The organism is Ancylothrix sp. D3o, assembly GCF_025370775.1.
In the GTDB taxonomy this organism is placed as follows: domain Bacteria; phylum Cyanobacteriota; class Cyanobacteriia; order Cyanobacteriales; family Oscillatoriaceae; genus Ancylothrix.
This window is the reverse complement of sequence record NZ_JAMXEX010000002.1, coordinates 646,733-662,897: the sequence shown is the minus strand read 5'-3', so window position 1 is coordinate 662,897 and position 16,165 is coordinate 646,733. Positions and strand designations below refer to the sequence as shown.

The 16,165-nt window shown below is 44.7% G+C and carries 13 protein-coding genes; 3 read left to right on the top strand and 10 right to left on the bottom strand.

Features of this window, described 5'->3' with window-relative positions:
- Nucleotides 1–8: 8 nt before the first annotated feature.
- Together NG798_RS07120 and NG798_RS07115 are read right to left on the bottom strand one after the other, a co-directional pair.
- Nucleotides 9–1,364: a DUF3370 domain-containing protein gene (locus tag NG798_RS07120; RefSeq protein WP_261221423.1), complete on the bottom strand. Its 1,356-nt coding sequence runs from the start codon at nt 1,362–1,364 to the stop codon at nt 9–11.
- 243 nt (nt 1,365–1,607) lie between these two features.
- A complete protein-coding gene (locus tag NG798_RS07115) occupies nt 1,608–1,913 on the bottom strand; it encodes an RNA-binding protein (RefSeq protein WP_261221421.1) in 306 nt (101 codons plus the stop codon).
- An 866-nt stretch (nt 1,914–2,779) separates the two neighbouring features.
- On the opposite strand from NG798_RS07115, the gene NG798_RS07110 reads away from it, so the two are divergent.
- Both NG798_RS07110 and NG798_RS07105 read left to right on the top strand, forming a co-directional pair.
- Nucleotides 2,780–4,813: a family 10 glycosylhydrolase gene (locus NG798_RS07110; protein WP_261221419.1), complete on the top strand. Its 2,034-nt coding sequence runs from the start codon at nt 2,780–2,782 to the stop codon at nt 4,811–4,813.
- Between the two features lie 276 nt (nt 4,814–5,089).
- Nucleotides 5,090–7,243, top strand: a complete 2,154-nt coding sequence (locus NG798_RS07105; protein ID WP_261221416.1) for a family 10 glycosylhydrolase — start codon at nt 5,090–5,092, stop codon at nt 7,241–7,243.
- 101 nt (nt 7,244–7,344) lie between these two features.
- Here the strand turns inward: NG798_RS07105 and NG798_RS07100 are convergent, their stop codons facing one another.
- From NG798_RS07100 to NG798_RS07065, 8 genes are all read right to left on the bottom strand, one after another.
- A complete protein-coding gene (locus tag NG798_RS07100; RefSeq protein ID WP_261221414.1) occupies nt 7,345–8,625 on the bottom strand; it encodes a Rid family detoxifying hydrolase in 1,281 nt (426 codons plus the stop codon).
- 182 nt (nt 8,626–8,807) lie between these two features.
- Complete coding sequence (locus NG798_RS07095; protein WP_261221412.1) at nt 8,808–9,623, bottom strand: pentapeptide repeat-containing protein; 816 nt, start codon at nt 9,621–9,623, stop codon at nt 8,808–8,810.
- Nucleotides 9,624–9,888: 265 nt separating this feature from the next.
- On the bottom strand, nt 9,889–10,290 hold the full coding sequence (locus NG798_RS07090) for a type II toxin-antitoxin system VapC family toxin (RefSeq protein ID WP_263012916.1): 402 nt from the start codon (nt 10,288–10,290) through the stop codon (nt 9,889–9,891).
- Nucleotides 10,290–10,571, bottom strand: coding sequence for a hypothetical protein (locus NG798_RS07085; protein WP_261221409.1), 282 nt, complete (start codon nt 10,569–10,571; stop codon nt 10,290–10,292). The genes NG798_RS07090 and NG798_RS07085 overlap by 1 nt, the downstream gene beginning before the upstream one ends.
- A 141-nt stretch (nt 10,572–10,712) precedes the next feature.
- A complete protein-coding gene (phnE, locus tag NG798_RS07080; protein WP_261221407.1) occupies nt 10,713–11,504 on the bottom strand; it encodes a phosphonate ABC transporter, permease protein PhnE in 792 nt (263 codons plus the stop codon).
- Nucleotides 11,505–11,581: 77 nt separating this feature from the next.
- Nucleotides 11,582–12,316 (bottom strand): phosphonate ABC transporter ATP-binding protein, encoded by a 735-nt coding sequence (locus tag NG798_RS07075; RefSeq protein ID WP_261221406.1) that lies wholly within the window; start codon nt 12,314–12,316, stop codon nt 11,582–11,584.
- 338 nt (nt 12,317–12,654) lie between these two features.
- Entirely contained in the window at nt 12,655–13,680 is a 1,026-nt protein-coding gene (locus NG798_RS07070; protein ID WP_261221404.1) for a phosphate/phosphite/phosphonate ABC transporter substrate-binding protein, read from the bottom strand.
- Between the two features lie 268 nt (nt 13,681–13,948).
- Nucleotides 13,949–14,383, bottom strand: coding sequence for an NUDIX hydrolase (locus tag NG798_RS07065; protein ID WP_261221402.1), 435 nt, complete (start codon nt 14,381–14,383; stop codon nt 13,949–13,951).
- 182 nt (nt 14,384–14,565) lie between these two features.
- On the opposite strand from NG798_RS07065, the gene malQ reads away from it, so the two are divergent.
- Entirely contained in the window at nt 14,566–16,050 is a 1,485-nt protein-coding gene (gene malQ, locus NG798_RS07060) for a 4-alpha-glucanotransferase (protein WP_261221400.1), read from the top strand.
- Nucleotides 16,051–16,165: the final 115 nt, after the last annotated feature.

Below are 16,165 nucleotides of genomic sequence, written 5' to 3'. Positions count from 1 at the left end.
AAAATCATTTAAGGCTGGGTATTGATCGTGAGTACCTGGGGAGGGGTAGCATCGGGGGGGTAAAGAAAATCAATTTGTACCAGTCGGCGGCTGGCCGGTGTCATAGCCAGTTCAACCAGGGGCTCACTTTGTTGTCCGCGCCGCTGCACTAAATGGATATAGCGAGTTTGGGGCCGGCCTTGGTCATCGTTGTAGCGCAAGCGGACAGTACCGCGAAAAAACGTTTGCGGGCCGGGGGGTTCGAGAAACCGCAGGCCATTTTTGCTAAGTTGGTCTTCTTTGATCGCTGTTTGGAAAGCCAGTCTAACAGTTTGGGTGCGAGTCGTGGGGTTGAGGAGGGGGAGGGTGAGGCTGTATTGGACGCCGTAGTTTCCGTGTGCTTCGTAGGCGGTGTCTGGATAGCGAACGAGCAGAGGGGCGCTTTGATTTTGGTTGGTTCCCATTCGACCGCGCAGGAGGGTACTGAGGGCGTAGGAAAAGGCTTGTCCTGGTTCGGGGATGCTGAGGTTGCCTGTACTGTCGGTGAGTTGCGCTCGCCACACGGAACCTCGCTGGACACCGGCAACGCGACTGTAGATAATGGGGCCGGTGGTTTGCTCTGGGGGGGTCGGTATTTTGTCTCGTGGGCCGGCAACGTCGCTGGTTTGCAGAAGTTGTTGCCATTCTTGGAGGTTAGGCGGGCGTTCGCTGCCGTCGGGGTTGAGTCGGGCAAACATTCCCATGCTGGCCAGGTAAACGGTGCCGGTGCTTCGCAGGCGCATGAAGGTTGACCGGCCATTGAGGGGGGGTGTGAGGGTGCTCACGGGTATGGGGTGGTTGATCAGCATTTGGCTTTCACCGGCCCCTATCACCAGTTGAGCCGGCCATTCGCTTTGTCGTTGTCCGCGTAGAATATCGTTCATTACCCGGTCGCCTGGGCCGGCATAAATACTGCCTGTCGGGTTTTCTTGTTGCGGCGGAAGCTGAATAAACGGCGCATCCGGTTGACTGAGGTAGCTGGCGGCTTGGAGAATATCGACGGTGACAGTTTGGCGAGTTGGGTTGTGGACAATGACACCCAGATAAAGGGTGCGTAAGTTTTCTGGTGGGTCTGCTTTGGCGATGTGGTGAGCAAAAAGGTCAAAGCGTCCTTGAAATGGGAAGTTGAGGTGGGCGCTGGGAATATTGCGGCCTGTGGGGGGAAAGGTGGAAAGCAAAATGCCTTCTTTTTGCACAACTTCGGGGCTGTTGCTGTTAAACATCGGCACCGTATCCAACTGTCCGGGTAAGGGGCGGACTTGTTGCGGCACTACAATTTCTTGTGGTTGGGGGGGCGGTGGTGTTTGGCTGAGCCAAAGCGTTGATAACATCGCCAAAATGTGCATTTTTAGCCTCTCACTACTTCACCGCGATTTATTTTACTACTAAAAATAGATTGATTTTATTTTTAGGTTCTGGTAAATTTTGCTACTTTTAAATGGTTTGTATAAGGAATGATGTTTGTTTGATCCAAGCCTTAAAAAAGACCCAAGCAAAATTGCTTGAGTCCCATATATTTTTATATTTCTGGGGGCCTCTATTATTATTAAGGCCGACTAAGTGAACCTAAAAGGTTTTAGCCTGTCTGTTTAGTAGCGGCGAGAAAAGTTATTATTTTCACGACGACCGCCACCAGCCGGACGACGATTATTTTCGCGGGGCTTGGCCTTGTTCACTTTCATGTCACGGCCCATCCACTCCGCACCGTTTAGCGCTTCGATGGCTGCTTCTTCTTCTTCATCGGTAGACATTTCGACAAAACCAAAGCCGCGCATCCGGCCAGTTTCTCGGTCTACGGGTAGTTGAACCCGCTTAACACTACCGTACTCAGCAAAAACAGCAGTCAAATCTTCTTCTGTAACTTTGTAGGATAAATTTCCCACATAAATAGACATGGACTCTCTCCAAAACCAAAACAGCGCAGAGACTTAGATTTCGGAGGTAAGCCTGTCAACACCAAAAGCAAAATGCAAGTCAATGAAAACAAACGCTGCAACCGAATCAAATCTCGTGATCTGGAGAAAGTATAGCATGGTTAGGATGAGTTTGGGTAGGAAAGTTTGGCAAAAAATCGGAAATTTTTTTAGTTGATTGCGGTTAAGCTGAGGCCGGCCCCCACACTGCCCGCCCAATGGGCAGTCTTTGATGTTAGCGTACTCTGTAAATGCGGCTTGTGGGGCCCCCCCAACTGTTAACACGCCCACTCATCAACCGCTTGTTTTGTCGATATTGGGTATGAGTGTTTTGGCCGGTGCCTAGATCCCGTCACAGATAGCTTCTAAATTTTCAATGGTTGACATTGTTTTTTTCTATAAAGATTTTGGTTTGACTAACCGGCTCTTAATTTTTTTTGGCGATATTTTCCCACCGAAATAATTTAAAAATTTGAATTTTTTTATTTTTTAGCAATTCTCAAAATTAATTAAAAGAGGGCGTTTTTGCCAACCAGGGCCAGTTTTTGCCCCATCACTGAGCAGCGCCACAAGCTGAGTTGGTTCTAAATTGGCTCATCGGCAAAGGGTAATCTCAGCCTTTGATGCGTTTGTCTGATTTTTCTAAAAACTAACCAAGCATATTTACAGCTTTTTGTCAAATAAAAACAGAGCGCTTCATCCGCCGGCACCCCAACTGCGACAAATAAGCTTTAAAAAGCTTTCCTCAAGGACTGTTGAATGATGACAATTAGTAAAGCTTCACCCCCAGTTGGTTAAGTTGATGAAAGCCGATGGTAAAATCTCATCATATAACCAACAAAACTGATATGGTTGCAACAAATAGTCAATTTACGGATATTCAAAATCACTGGGCGCGCCCCTTCATTGAAGGTTTAAGATCGCGTAACATTATTAGCGGATTTCCTGATGGAACATTTCGGCCTAATCAAGCTATGAATCGGGCTGAATATGCTGCCATTCTCCGCAAAGCTTTTACGATGAGCGTAAAACGCGCTTATATTCCTTTTTCTGATGTTTCTTCAAGTTTTTGGGGTGCGCCGGCCATCCAGCAAGCTTACGAAAGTGGGTTTATTTCTGGGTTCCCTGATAAAACTTTTCAGCCCAATGAAAGAATCACTCGCATTCAAGTTTTAGTTTCTTTGATTGGGGGGTTAGGAATTACAGTTAATAACACCGCACTCTTACAAAGTTCCCTCTCGGAAATTTATCAAGATGCCGGTTTAATTCCTCCCTACGCTACCGAAAGAGCCGCCATTGCCACCGGCACGGGTTTGGTTGTAAATTATCCCAATTTAAGATTACTTCGACCCAGCCAAAGTGCTACAAGAGGCGAAGTTGTTTCCTTTATTTATCAAGCCTTGGTTTATCTAGGTCAAGCGCCAAAAATTCAATCAGATTATCTGATAATACCGCCACAATTCAACAGCGGCAACACCGATAATAACCTCCAGCAAATTGTCAAAGTTTCCCATACAAGAGAATTTCGGGGCGTGTGGCTAACAACGGTATGGAATAGCGACTGGCCCTCGAAAAGAGGACTTTCTAGCCAGCAGCAAAAAGATGAATTAATCAAAATCTTAGATTTAGTTCAATCGCTGAATTTAAACGCCGTTGTTTTCCAAGTACGACCCGAAGGCGATGCAATTTATCCTTCCCAATTAGAACCCTGGAGTATTTGGCTGACCGGCACCCCTGGCAAAGCACCAGAACCCTATTACGATCCGCTACAATTTGCTATCGAAGAATGTCATAAACGCAATTTAGAACTCCACGCCTGGTTTAATCCTTACCGCGCCAAAACTTCAACAAAAAGCGCTGCATCCGTGCGTCCCCATATTGCCGCCACAAACCCTGAATGTGTATATGAATGGGGTAATCAATTGTGGATGGACCCTGGTTTGCAAATTGTCCAAGACCGCACCTTTGAAGTAATGATGGATGTGCTGCGCCGGTATGATGTCGATGGCATTCATATTGACGATTATTTTTATCCCTATCCCATTGCCGGTCAAAGCTTCCCCGATAACAAAACTTATGCAGATTATAAGTCAAAAGGGGGAACCTTAAACCTGGGAGATTGGCGGAGGGAGAATGTCAATAAAATGGTTAAACGCCTTGCTGAGGGCATTAAAGCTATCAAACCTCATGTTAAATTTGGTATTAGTCCGTTTGGGATTTATCGCCCCGGACAACCACCCGGAAGTAAAGGTTTAGATCAATATGGCGAACTGTATGCCGATGTGAAAAAATGGTTACAGGAAGGCTGGTTAGATTATCTCTCACCCCAGCTTTACTGGCGTATTGACCAAGCTGCTCAAAGTTATCCAATGTTGTTAAAATGGTGGGTAGAAAATAACCCCAAAGGCAAACATATTTACACCGGCAACAACTTAGGCTTGCTAGATGGTAAAGCCTGGAAAATTGAAGAAATTACGCAGCAAGTAGAAATTAGCCGCAACTTAAAAAATCAACTTTCTTTAGGGAATATCTACTTCCCAATGAAAGGCTTTTTAGAGAACCGGGAGAATATCTGCGAGACGTTTAAAGCTTCAACTTATGCTCAACCGGCCCTGGTTCCGACAATGCCAGAAATTGATAATACTCCCCCAGAAATTCCCGCAGAATTAAAATCAGAAAACGGCCAAATAACCTGGAAGCCGGCAGCCACGCAGGATATCCGTTCTTGGACACTTTATTATCAAGAAGGTAGCACTTGGCGATTAATAAATGTGTTGCCGGTTTCTGTCACTTCCCTAAAAGCCCCCGCAGGAACCTATGCGCTTTGTGCGGTGGATAAAAAAGCCAATGAAAGCCAAGGCGTTGTAGTAACGGTTAAGTAATAAAATAAACCGCAGATGAACGCAAATGAAAACAGATAACCTATCTGCGTCCATCTGCGTTTATCTGCGGTTAAAAAATAAACCTAATCGAGAGAACTTCCTCGGCTTTACCGCCTGTCCCGAAAAAAAGATTCTTAAGAAATTACCCGGAAAAGCACCCGGAGAAAAAGAAAGACTGTAGAAGTGTAAACACCGAGGAAAAACAAAGGGTGACAGCCCTCTGTTGCAATCACGTTGCCCGGTGTTAAAATCTACCCACTTTAAAAAGAGGTAAAAATGGTAACATCTACTTCACCACGTTTTTCAGATATACAAGATCACTGGGCAAAACCTTTTATTGAAGCCTTAGCCAGTCGCGGTATAATTAGTGGCTTTGAAAATGGCACATTTCGCCCTAATGAACCGATCACTCGCGCACAGTTTGCTGCCCTTTTGTTAAAAGCATTTCCCAAAAACAATAGCCGGCAATATTCTAGTTTTGTGGATGTTCCAAAAGAGCATTGGGCAGCCGCAGCCATTCAAAAAGCTTACGAAACAGAATTTTTATCGGGTTATCCAGACAAGCGTTTTCGCCCCGATGATAATATTCCCCGCGTGCAAGCTTTGGTGTCTTTGGTAAATGGTTTGGGAATTACTTCAACGGTTCCTAAATTGAAAATTGCTTTGGCAGAACTTTATCAAGATGCCGGCGAAATTCCCAGTTATGCAACCGAGGCTGTAGCAGCGGCAACAATGGCGGGAATGGTGGTAAATTACCCGAAATTGGAAAGTCTTAAACCGCTGTTTGGGGCAACTCGTGCTCAAGTTGCGGCGTTTATTTATCAAACTTTGGTTTATCAAGGCAAGGCGGATAATATTGCTTTTGATTTTATTGTGGTTCCGCCGCAAAATATTGGCGTGAAACCAACACCGGCACCGGCACCGGCACCTGCACCAACTCCTACACCCACTCCCCCAGTTGTGGTTATCCCCACACCGGCACCAGCACCAGCACCGGCACCCGCACCAAAACCAACCCCCACACCAACACCGGCACCGGCACCCACTCCTAGCGCGCCTCAAGTGGTGTCTGTGAATCATAAACGCGAGTTTCGCGGTGCTTATATTCCGGCAGTGTCGGGAGATTGGCCATCTAAACAGGGGCTTTCTGGCGATCAGCAAAAAGCTGAATTAATTAAGCTGCTTGACCGCTTGCAAGAGTTGAATTTTAACGCCGTGATATTCCAAGTGCGGGCAGAAGGCGATGCTTTGTATAAGTCAGATTTGGAGCCTTGGAGTGCGGCGCTGACGGGTACCCAAGGTAAAGCACCTGATTATGATCCGCTGCAATTTGCAATAGATGAATGCCGGAAACGTAATTTAGAATTGCACGCTTGGTTTAATTTGAATCGCGCTCGGTTGTCTTCTAAAACTGTGCCGGTTAGCCCTCATATTTCGGTGACCAATCCAGACGTTGTTTATGAATATAATAAGCAGTTTTGGATGAATCCCGGTGAAAAAGTTGTGCAAGACCGCGCTTATGATGTGATCATGGATGTGGTGCGCCGGTATGATGTCGATGGCGTTCATATTAATGATTCGTTTTATCCTTATCCGGTGAAGGATCAAACAATTGGCGATACCAAAACTTACGATGCTTATAAGGCCGGTGGTGGCACTTTAAGTATTGCTGATTGGCGCAGGGATAATATCAACAAAGTCATCAAGCGAGTGGCTGAGGGTATTCGCAGCGTTAAGTCTCATGTGAAGTTTGGTATTAGTCCGTTTGGGATTTATCGCCCCGGACAACCGGCCCAAATTAAGGGTATGGATGCTTACAATGAGTTGTTTGCAGACTCGAAGAAATGGCTGGCTGAAGGTTGGGTTGATTTCTTGGCTCCTCAGTTGATTTGGCGGGCAGATCAAGCCGGTCAAAGTTACCCGGTATTGCTGGAATGGTGGACACAAAATAACCCCAAAGGCAAGCATATTTATGCTGGGAATAGTTTGGCTCAGCTTGAGGCGAAGACTTTAACTTTGGAAGAGGTTAATAATCAGGTTAATTTGACTCGTGGTTTGGCTCCTAAGTTGTCGCTAGGCAATATTTTTAACAACGTCAAAATGTTAAATGAAAATAAGGAGGGAATTAGCGATAATTTGAAGGCTGGTTGTTATAATGGGCCGGCTTTGGTGCCTACTTTGTCTTGGATGAGTTCAACGGCACCGGCTACTCCGGCGGGTGTAACGGCGAAGGATGGTAAGCTCACTTGGAATAGTTCTTCTCAGGTGCGCTCGTGGAGTGTGTATAAGCAAGAGGGTAGTAATTGGTCGCTTGTGCGAGTGTTGCCGGCTTCTAGCACTTCTGTGAGTGTTGCTCCTGGTACTTATGCTGTGTGTGCTGTGGGCCGGTTGGCTCAAGAAAGTCAAGGTGCGGTTGTTGCTGTGAAGTAGGGGGGATTTTTTAACCGCAGATGTATGGCAGGCAAGATGCCTGCCCCACAGATGTAGGCGCGGATAAATGCAGAGCAGGCTTCTGTGTTTATCTGCGTTTTTTATATAACAGCTATACACTCAATTTCTACGAGTGCGTCTTTGGGGAGTCTTGCGACTTGGATGGTTGATCTGGCGGGTGCGGTGGCGGCGTCAAAGTATTTGGAGTAAACGGCGTTCATGGCGGCGAAGTCGTTCATGTCTTTGAGGAAAACGGTGGTTTTGACGACGTTTTCTAAACCGGCACCGGCTTCTTTTAATACTGCTTGAATATTGGCTATTACTTGTTCGGTTTGTTTTGTAATGTCTTCGGGATATAGGATTTCGTTTATTCTGGGATCTAGGGGTATTTGGCCGGCTAGAAATATGGTGGTGCCGGTGGCTGCAATTGCTTGGTTATAGGGGCCAACGGGGGCCGGTGCTTGTTCTGAACGGATGATTTTTTTGGTCATTTGAGTTGTTGTTTTTGTGGTTTTTTCAGATTTCTCTGCTTTATTGCGTTTTCCATCTGGCATTATCGCACGATTTAGGTCTGCGTTTTCCAGATTTGCTCCTTCAATATTTGCGCCGGTGAGGTCTGCTTTTGACAGGTTTGCGTGTTTTAAATTTGCTTTTGTTAAATTGGCGTTTCGCAAACTCGCTCTTTCTAAATTGCATTCTTCTAGTGAAGCTTCGCTGAGGTTGGCGTTTTCAAGGTTAGATACACTCAAATCTAGGCCGGCTAAGTTCATCCCTGATAAAATAACACGGCTTAAATTAATCCCCCGCACTTTTTTGGGCTTAAAATTTGTGTTTGAGAGAATCGAACCACTTAAATTTGCTACGCTTAAGTCTGAGTCAGTTAAATCGGCGGAATTCAAATTCGCATTACTTAAATTTGCTCCGCTTAAATTGGAGTCAGTTAAATCTGCTGAAGTCAAATTGACATTACTTAAATTTGCTCTACTCAAATCGGCTTCAACTAAAGAAGCACTCGTTAGATTTGAACTGGGAAGCTGAGCACCGCTCAAATTTGCCTTATCCAAATTTGCTTGAGTTAAATTGTTAATTCCGCCGTTAGCTCCCCGCAAATCAGCACCACTCAAATCAGCCTGACTCAAATTAGCAGATCCCATCTGCACCTGGGTCATATTGGCATCGGTGAGGTCTGTTCTCGTTAGGTTAGCTGATCCTATGTTAGCCTGCGTAAGGTTTGCTCCACTTAAATCTGCTGCCGTTAAATCAGCGGCGTAAAGGTCTATCTGGATTAAATTGGCCTCTGTAAGGTCTACCCCACTAAGCTGTACTGACCGAAAACCTCGCGCACCTGATGCGTATCTTTCTAAAAGTGTCTCAGCATCCATAACGCACCTTTAAATAACTACTACAAAAGCTTATCAGCAAACTAACCCAAAAATCCATAAGTATTATTAACTCTCATCAGAGAAAAATGCCACAAGCGACATACAACACCGGCCCCGTAAAATATCCCCATCACCAGGCAAGGCAGTAAACTTAATTTTTACCGCCTTTTCCTAATTAAACATTACTTTTTCTCGCTATCTTCCTGCTTATACCGTTCTCCATCCGGCATAATTGCATTCGTTAAATCAGCCTCTTTAATGCTGACACCGTAGGTTTTTGCATCCGTCAAATCAGCCCTTTTAAGATTAGCTCCTTTCAGATTTGCCCGAATCAAATTTGCCCCTATAAGGCTTGATCTTTCTAAATTTGCCCCTCGCAGATTAGCTTTTTTGAGATTCGTTCCTGCCAAATTTGCAGCACTCAAATCTACCCCAGAAAGATTAAATCCCGACAAATCCACATTCTGTAAATTAACTTGCCGGAGTTGTGCTTCTTGAAAATTGGCACTTTGTAGCTTTACACCGATTAAATTTGCCCCACTCAAATCAGCTTTACCCAAATCAGCCCCCGTTAAATTGGCATTATCTAAAGTCGCCGGACTGATATCAGCTTCCATTAAAGAAGCTCCTGTTAAATTAGCCGATCTCAGACTTGCTTTGCTCAAATTTGCCTTATCAAAAGTAGCATTATTCAAATTACTACTATCCAAGTTAGCCCCACTCAAATCTGCACCACTAAAATCTGCCCCACTCAAGTTTGCTGAATTGATAACAACATTGCGTAAATCAGCGCCGGTGAAATTTCCTCTCATCAAGTTGGCACCATAAAATTTGGCATTAGTCAAGTTTGCCTTACTCAGATCAACAGCACTCAAATTTGCATAAGAAAAGTCTACCCCGCTCAAGTCTACACCTGTTAAATCAATCTCTGCTAGTTGTATTTTTTGAAAATTCCTTTCACCCTCTGCATATTTTGCCAGCAGTTCCTTAGCATCCATAACGCACCTTTGAATAACTACCACACCAGTCTACCGGCAAACTAACCCCAAAAATTTATAACTATTATTAACTCTCGTCAGAGAAAAATAAACAAAAAAAAATAGCCCGCTAGGGCTTTATTCCTGTACCGGCCGGTTTCAACCCGTCGCGCCAACCCATCGCGCCAACCCGCTGTGCTAACCCACACACAAGCCGATTCAAACCGGCAGCTACACAAAAAAGAAGCCATTCACCGCTTAATTTTAACCTCTTAATCCTCAACTATTACTCCACTTCCCAATCTTCAATTTTTAACCCATCAACGCGGCTAAACTCACGAGTATTATGCGTTACCAAAATTAAATTGTTTGCTAAAGCAATAGCCGCAATTTGTAAATCATTTGCTCCGATTGGTGTTCCCCTCCCTGCCAATTCAGCACGAATTCGAGCGTAAACAGTAGCCGCCTCATCATCAAAAGGTAAAGACACAAACTGATTCAAAAACGCTTGCTGTCTCTCTAAACTCCGCTGGGTATTGTTACTTCGCAATGCGCCATAAAATAACTCTCCCTTCACCACAGAACACACAGCGATATCTTTTATAGGTATGCGTTCTAGCCGTTGTCGAAGCACCAGAGAGCGGTTATTCAAATAAATCACACAAACATTAGTATCAAGCAAATACATCACACAATTTCTGCCTTTTCATCAAAAACCCCATCTAAATTATCATCAAGTTCTTCGGATATTCCCTCATCATCAATGACAATCGGATCATCTGCACAACTACCCCACGTTCTATCAAAAAAACCAGCCGGCCAACCCAAATTTTCAGGAGACTTAACAACCGGCCCCACTTTTTCTACCATCACCGTCACCTCTATTTCCTCATCACAAAAACCCACCGGCACATCCAAACGTAAAATCCCATCCGAACCAACACGAGAACGAATTTTAATACTTTCCATAAAACTATTCTCCCTAACATTAACTTTAATTTTAACCGCAGATAAACGCAGATGTACGCGTAGCGGCGCGTAAGCGCTACGCAGATAAGCTATCCGTGTTCATCTGTGGGGTAGGCATCCTGCCTGCCTTACATCTGCGGTTTATAACCTCTCCAATCTCTGCCTTAACTTACTACTAACCCCATCAATAACCGTCACCACAACCAACAAAACCAACATCATAGTAGTCGCCTTATTATATTCAAAAGCCCGAATATAATTCACCAACTCAAAACCAATACCCCCGGCACCCACAACCCCCAAAACCGAAGCCGCCCGGATATTATACTCAAACATATACAGCGTATATCCCAAACTCAAAGGCACAACCTGCGGCAAAATTCCATACTGCGCCACCTGTAACCAAGAAGCCCCCGACACCCGCAAAGCCTCCAGCGAACGAGGTTCAACAGCCTCTATCGCCTCTTGATAAAACTTCCCAAGATAACCAACCGTATAAATACCCACCGCCAAAGTCCCCGCCGGCGCCCCCAAACCCGTCGCCGCCACAAAAATTAAACCCAACACAATAGAAGGAACCGATCTCACCGCATTCTGCAAAAAATTTGCAATCCACTGTAACCATTTTGGAGCCAAATTATGAGCGCTACAAATTGCAATTGGCAGCGAAATAATCGCCCCTATAGTCGTACCCCAAATCGACATCTGCACCGTTTCAATTAACGCCTTAACCGCCACATCCAAAATCTCCCAATTTGGCGGCCACAGCCTAACCAAAAAATCAATAATATTCGGCCAACTATCCCGCAACAAATCTAAATTTATTTCTAAACCCTGCAACGCCCACCCATACACCAAAACCACGCTCAATCCAATCCCGAACCACCGCGCCCAACCATTTCTTTTCCACCAAACTACAAAATTTTTTTTCATTTCTCCCTCTCCTTTTTAAGTAAACTTAGGAAGCCGCTTATTTCAAGAAACCGGCCTTCTCAAATCCCAAAAAACTATTATAATTTAACTGGTTTTAAATCAGCAAATTGTTTAGATAAATCTCCACAAACACCATCATAAATCACACGCCCTGCATCCAAAATCACCGCCCTATCTGCATACAAACTCGCCAACTCCAAATCATGCAAAACCACCACCACTGTTATATTTTTTTCTCTGCACAAATTAGCAAAAATATCCATCACCTGACGCGCCGCCAGCACATCTAAACCTGTCGTCGGTTCATCAGCTAATAAAATCTCTGGACGCTGAATTAAAGCCCTAGCAATGGCTACCCTCTGCTGCTGTCCCCCACTCAACAAGCCCGTTTTTTGATCTGCTAAATTCCCTAAACCTAAACTTTCTAATAACTCCAAAGCATCCTGCCGGTCTTTTTTGCTAAACCCCCCCAAAGTTTGCCAAGCAGAAAGCGCCCCCAACCGGCCACACAATACATTATCCAAAGCCGAAAGCTGCCGTACTAACCCCCCACCTTGAAACAAAAAACCCACATTTCTACGAACTTCTTTTAACGTCTCCCCCTTCACCGGCACTTCCTTAACACAAATCTCGCCTTTTTGAATAGGAACCAACCCAACCAATGCTTTTAAAAGCGTCGATTTACCCGCCCCATTCAACCCCAAAAGCGTCACAAATTCGCCTGATTTTACCGAAAAATTAATGCCATTTAAAATAGGCCGGCCTAGTGCCAAATTATAACCCGTTTCTATACCTTTACACTCAATAATCATGGCTTATTCTTAATTGTTGATTATTCCTGCTTCCTGGTTCATAGTTCATTAAATCCAATTTTCACTCTTGACAAATGACAATTGTACAAGCCGTGCAGGGGGGCACGCCCTGACCAATGAACCATGAACAATAAACAAACTATGGAGTCATTTTCGCACGGCGAAGCGCATCCCGCATCAAATGTTTTCCCTCATTTTCAATCATCTCTAATTAAATTTTTTAAATAGCCCTCAAAGTCTTTCTCGGAATTTATCAGAAAATTCTGTTCAATTTAACAGAAAAATAGGTGACTAGAATTACTTTTTCCAGTCACCGTTTACCCTATCCCTAATTGCCCTTAAGGAGTCATATTTGCCCGTTTCAGGGAATCTTTCATCGGAGCTAAATGCTTGTCGTGGTCAACTTTTACCAACTCCGTCGAATTATAAAGAGCCGTTAACAATTGATTATTTGCCGGCTCATTTAACTTCATCATCGCATTGACAAACTTTTCTTTAACGTCTGCCGGCACATCATCATCCAGCGTAATTCCATGAGCCGGCACCCCCGGAATTGAATGTAAAACCCGCAATTGTGCGGCTTCTTCTTCGGTAATATAAGGTGGTTTCAAAGCATATTCAGAAACCGCCGCTACATCCGCCTGATCTTGGAGAACAGCTTTCAGTGCACTACTGTAACCATCCCCATAATTTACCTGACTAAAAAAGTTTTCTAAACGATCTGGGCCATCCACCAAACCTTGCCCAACTAATTCGCCGGTGGGAATAATAAAACCAGACCCAGACGTGCGAGAAGCAAACGCCATTTTCTTATCTTTTAACTGTTCCAAAGTTTCCTTAGCCGTAGCCTTTTGTGCCAGCGGACTATCTTCTTTGACAACCAAAACAGAATTATAAGTATGACCCCCAGAATAGTCCTTTCTAACCTCTGCCAAAACCAAACGAGATCCGGCTAATTCCTCAGCCTTCAAAGCCGGTCGGCTGCTCAAAAAAGCCGCATCTACTTTATCCGATCTCAAAGCCTCAACAGCAGCCGTATCATCGCCGATCACCGTTTCCACCGGCATTCCCATTTCCTTAGACAAAAACTCACCAACCGCCTTAGCTTTTGCCTCTAACTCTGTAGCATCCTTGCGAGAAGCAAAAGCTACCGTCAACTTAGACATTGGCTGAGAAGAAGTTTGCGGCGTATTTTGTGCTGTATTTCCCGCAGTTGCTGCCGGTGTATTCTGGCTAGTAGTCGTATTTTGAGAAGCTTGCTCCTGACCGCAGCCGGTCAAACCAGCCAAACCCAAACACAATATCCCAGCACCCAAAACCACCCGCTTGCGTGCCAACCCAACAACCCCTACAAATTCGTTCATAATCAACCTATTGACAAAAATTGCAACTAACTCCCTAAATAAGTTAGCAGCTTTCTGACAAAAAAACTCAATAAAAAGAACATAAGAATTTACAATGAGAACCCCATCCAATAATTAGAAACCTTAAATATACATTAAAATTGCATATTTATTCCAATATCAATAAATCTCAACCGTGAGATTGAGCCAACCTTTCTTACATCTGGGGTAACTTCTTGTAGAGACTGGGGGTAAAAGCAGCGGAATTAGCAACAATAACTTATATAAATTAAAAACCCAAACGAGGGCGAATGTGATAATGCCGGTAAAACCAATAGTCGCGCAAAATGCGGTCATGGTCAAAACACAAAACATCAGGCAGAGAAGAAAACACAAAAAGCCCCAAATTTTTCGCATCATCAGCCGCCTGGGGTTCACCAGTAGCAGCAGCAATAAAAACAACACTCAGAGTATGCTGACGGGGGTCACGGTTCGGGTCAGAATAGACACAAAACTGCTCAATAAGCTCAACATTCAAGCCAGTTTCCTCAAGAGCCTCACGACGAGCAGCCACCTCAACCGGCTCGCCATAGTCCACAAAACCCCCCGGAAGAGCCCAACCGTGAGGAGGGTTGCGACGTTCGATTAAAACGATAGGCCGGTCTTGGCGGTCAACAAGCTCAATAATAATATCCACCGTCGGGACAGGATTGCGATAAGTCATAAAACGTTAAATTTCCGATTTTAGATTTTAGATTAAGACAATATAATGGCCATGCTCAACAACCGTAACATCCTAGCAGCAGAACAACAGAAAATAAAAATTAAAACTTAGGAATGATGGTGGAGTGCTTCAATAAGTATAAGATTTACGGAAACAAAGCTAACTGAGGAATCAGCAAGGATATGCCCCACAGAGCAAGCGGCATTTTGCTACACCCCACCTCCCTGCCAAGTCGATTTGGCATAGGAGACTTAGGGCCAGAAGCCTATAAATTTGTTGATTTTTTAGCAGAAAGCGGACAAGGAATATGGCAGATATTGCCATTAGGGCCAACCGGTCACGGAAACTCCCCTTATGCTTCCTATTCAGCAATGGCCGGCAACCCATTGTTAATCAGTCCAGAAATTCTGCGAGAAAAAGGCTTACTCAGCCACGAAGACATAGCCAAACCGCCGCAGTTTCCTAAAAACCGCGTAGATTATGACCACGTTATCAACTACAAAGAAAATCTGCTGTGGAAAGCGTTTGAAAACTTTCGCTCATTCCCCCAAGATGAATTTCAAGAATTTTGCCAGCGTCATGCAAGCTGGTTAGAAGACTATGCCTTATTCATGGCCATTAAGCAAATGAACCGGGGCGTTTCTTGGAATGCTTGGAACCCGGTACTGCGAGACCGTGATCCCGACGCACTCAAAGCCTGTCGGATGTTATTGGAAGTTGAAATCAATTTTCGCAAATACCGGCAATTTGAATTTTTTCGCCAGTGGGGATACCTCAAACGCTATGCCAACGAGCGAAGAATACAAATTTTAGGAGATTTGCCCATCTATGTCGCCCACGATAGCGCTGATGTGTGGGCACATCCAGAAAATTTTTGTTTGCATCCCCAAACCGGCCTCTCAACCTTAATGGCAGGAGTACCACCAGACTACTTTAGCGCCACCGGCCAACTGTGGGGCAACCCAATTTATAACTGGTATCACCTCCGCCAAAAAAATTACCAGTGGTGGGTAGAACGCTTAGAAGCAATGCTCGAAACAGTAGACTGGATACGCATTGACCATTTCCGCGCCTTTGAGGCGTATTGGGTGGTCAAACAAGGCGAAAGCACTGCCATGAATGGCCGGTGGGTTAAAGGGCCAGGGGCCGACTTTTTTAAATCTATCGAAGAACAATTAGGCCGGCTTCCCATTGTCGCCGAAGATTTAGGCTTAATCACTCCAGAAGTCGAAGCATTGCGGGATCAATTTCACTTACCGGGCATGAAAATTTTACATTTTGCCTTTGGTTCCGATTGGGGAAATGCTTATTTACCTCACAACTATCCCCGCAACTGTGTGGCCTACACCGGCACCCACGACAACGATACAACAGTTGGCTGGTTTAGTGATTTGTCAGCGCTTGAAAAAAATAATTTCCTCAATTATTTAGGGCAATACAACCTTTCCGAGATTCATTGGGATGCCATTCGCGTCATTATGTCATCTGTTGCCGATTGGGCAATTATTCCCCTTCAAGACTTACTCGGAATTGGAAGAGAAGGAAGAATGAACACCCCCGGAATAGGCGAGGGCAATTGGGGATGGCGTTATACTCCGGGTGTCTTAACCAACCACCTCTCCGGTCGAATTCGTAACCTTGCTGAAATCTATCGCCGGCTTTATTAAATGGTCATTTGTCATTTGTAATGATGTCACCTCTTCCTCTGTAGCGGCGAGTTTAGCTACATCTTGAAGGCAATTTTCATCATTAAAGAACCTTGCCCCTACGTCTTAAACAGTC

Excerpts from the sequence above, each read along its gene's own strand:
- NG798_RS07120 (WP_261221423.1), bottom strand. The coding sequence starts at position 1,364 with ATGCACATTTTGGCGATGTTATCAACGCTTTGGCTCAGCCAAACACCA.
- NG798_RS07115 (WP_261221421.1), bottom strand. The coding sequence starts at position 1,913 with ATGTCTATTTATGTGGGAAATTTATCCTACAAAGTTACAGAAGAAGAT.
- NG798_RS07110 (WP_261221419.1), top strand. The coding sequence starts at position 2,780 with ATGGTTGCAACAAATAGTCAATTTACGGATATTCAAAATCACTGGGCG.
- NG798_RS07105 (WP_261221416.1), top strand. The coding sequence starts at position 5,090 with ATGGTAACATCTACTTCACCACGTTTTTCAGATATACAAGATCACTGG.
- NG798_RS07100 (WP_261221414.1), bottom strand. The coding sequence starts at position 8,625 with ATGGATGCTGAGACACTTTTAGAAAGATACGCATCAGGTGCGCGAGGT.
- NG798_RS07095 (WP_261221412.1), bottom strand. The coding sequence starts at position 9,623 with ATGGATGCTAAGGAACTGCTGGCAAAATATGCAGAGGGTGAAAGGAAT.
- NG798_RS07090 (WP_263012916.1), bottom strand. The coding sequence starts at position 10,290 with ATGTATTTGCTTGATACTAATGTTTGTGTGATTTATTTGAATAACCGC.
- NG798_RS07085 (WP_261221409.1), bottom strand. The coding sequence starts at position 10,571 with ATGGAAAGTATTAAAATTCGTTCTCGTGTTGGTTCGGATGGGATTTTA.
- phnE (WP_261221407.1), bottom strand. The coding sequence starts at position 11,504 with ATGAAAAAAAATTTTGTAGTTTGGTGGAAAAGAAATGGTTGGGCGCGG.
- NG798_RS07075 (WP_261221406.1), bottom strand. The coding sequence starts at position 12,316 with ATGATTATTGAGTGTAAAGGTATAGAAACGGGTTATAATTTGGCACTA.
- NG798_RS07070 (WP_261221404.1), bottom strand. The coding sequence starts at position 13,680 with ATGAACGAATTTGTAGGGGTTGTTGGGTTGGCACGCAAGCGGGTGGTT.
- NG798_RS07065 (WP_261221402.1), bottom strand. The coding sequence starts at position 14,383 with ATGACTTATCGCAATCCTGTCCCGACGGTGGATATTATTATTGAGCTT.
- malQ (WP_261221400.1), top strand. The coding sequence starts at position 14,566 with ATGCCCCACAGAGCAAGCGGCATTTTGCTACACCCCACCTCCCTGCCA.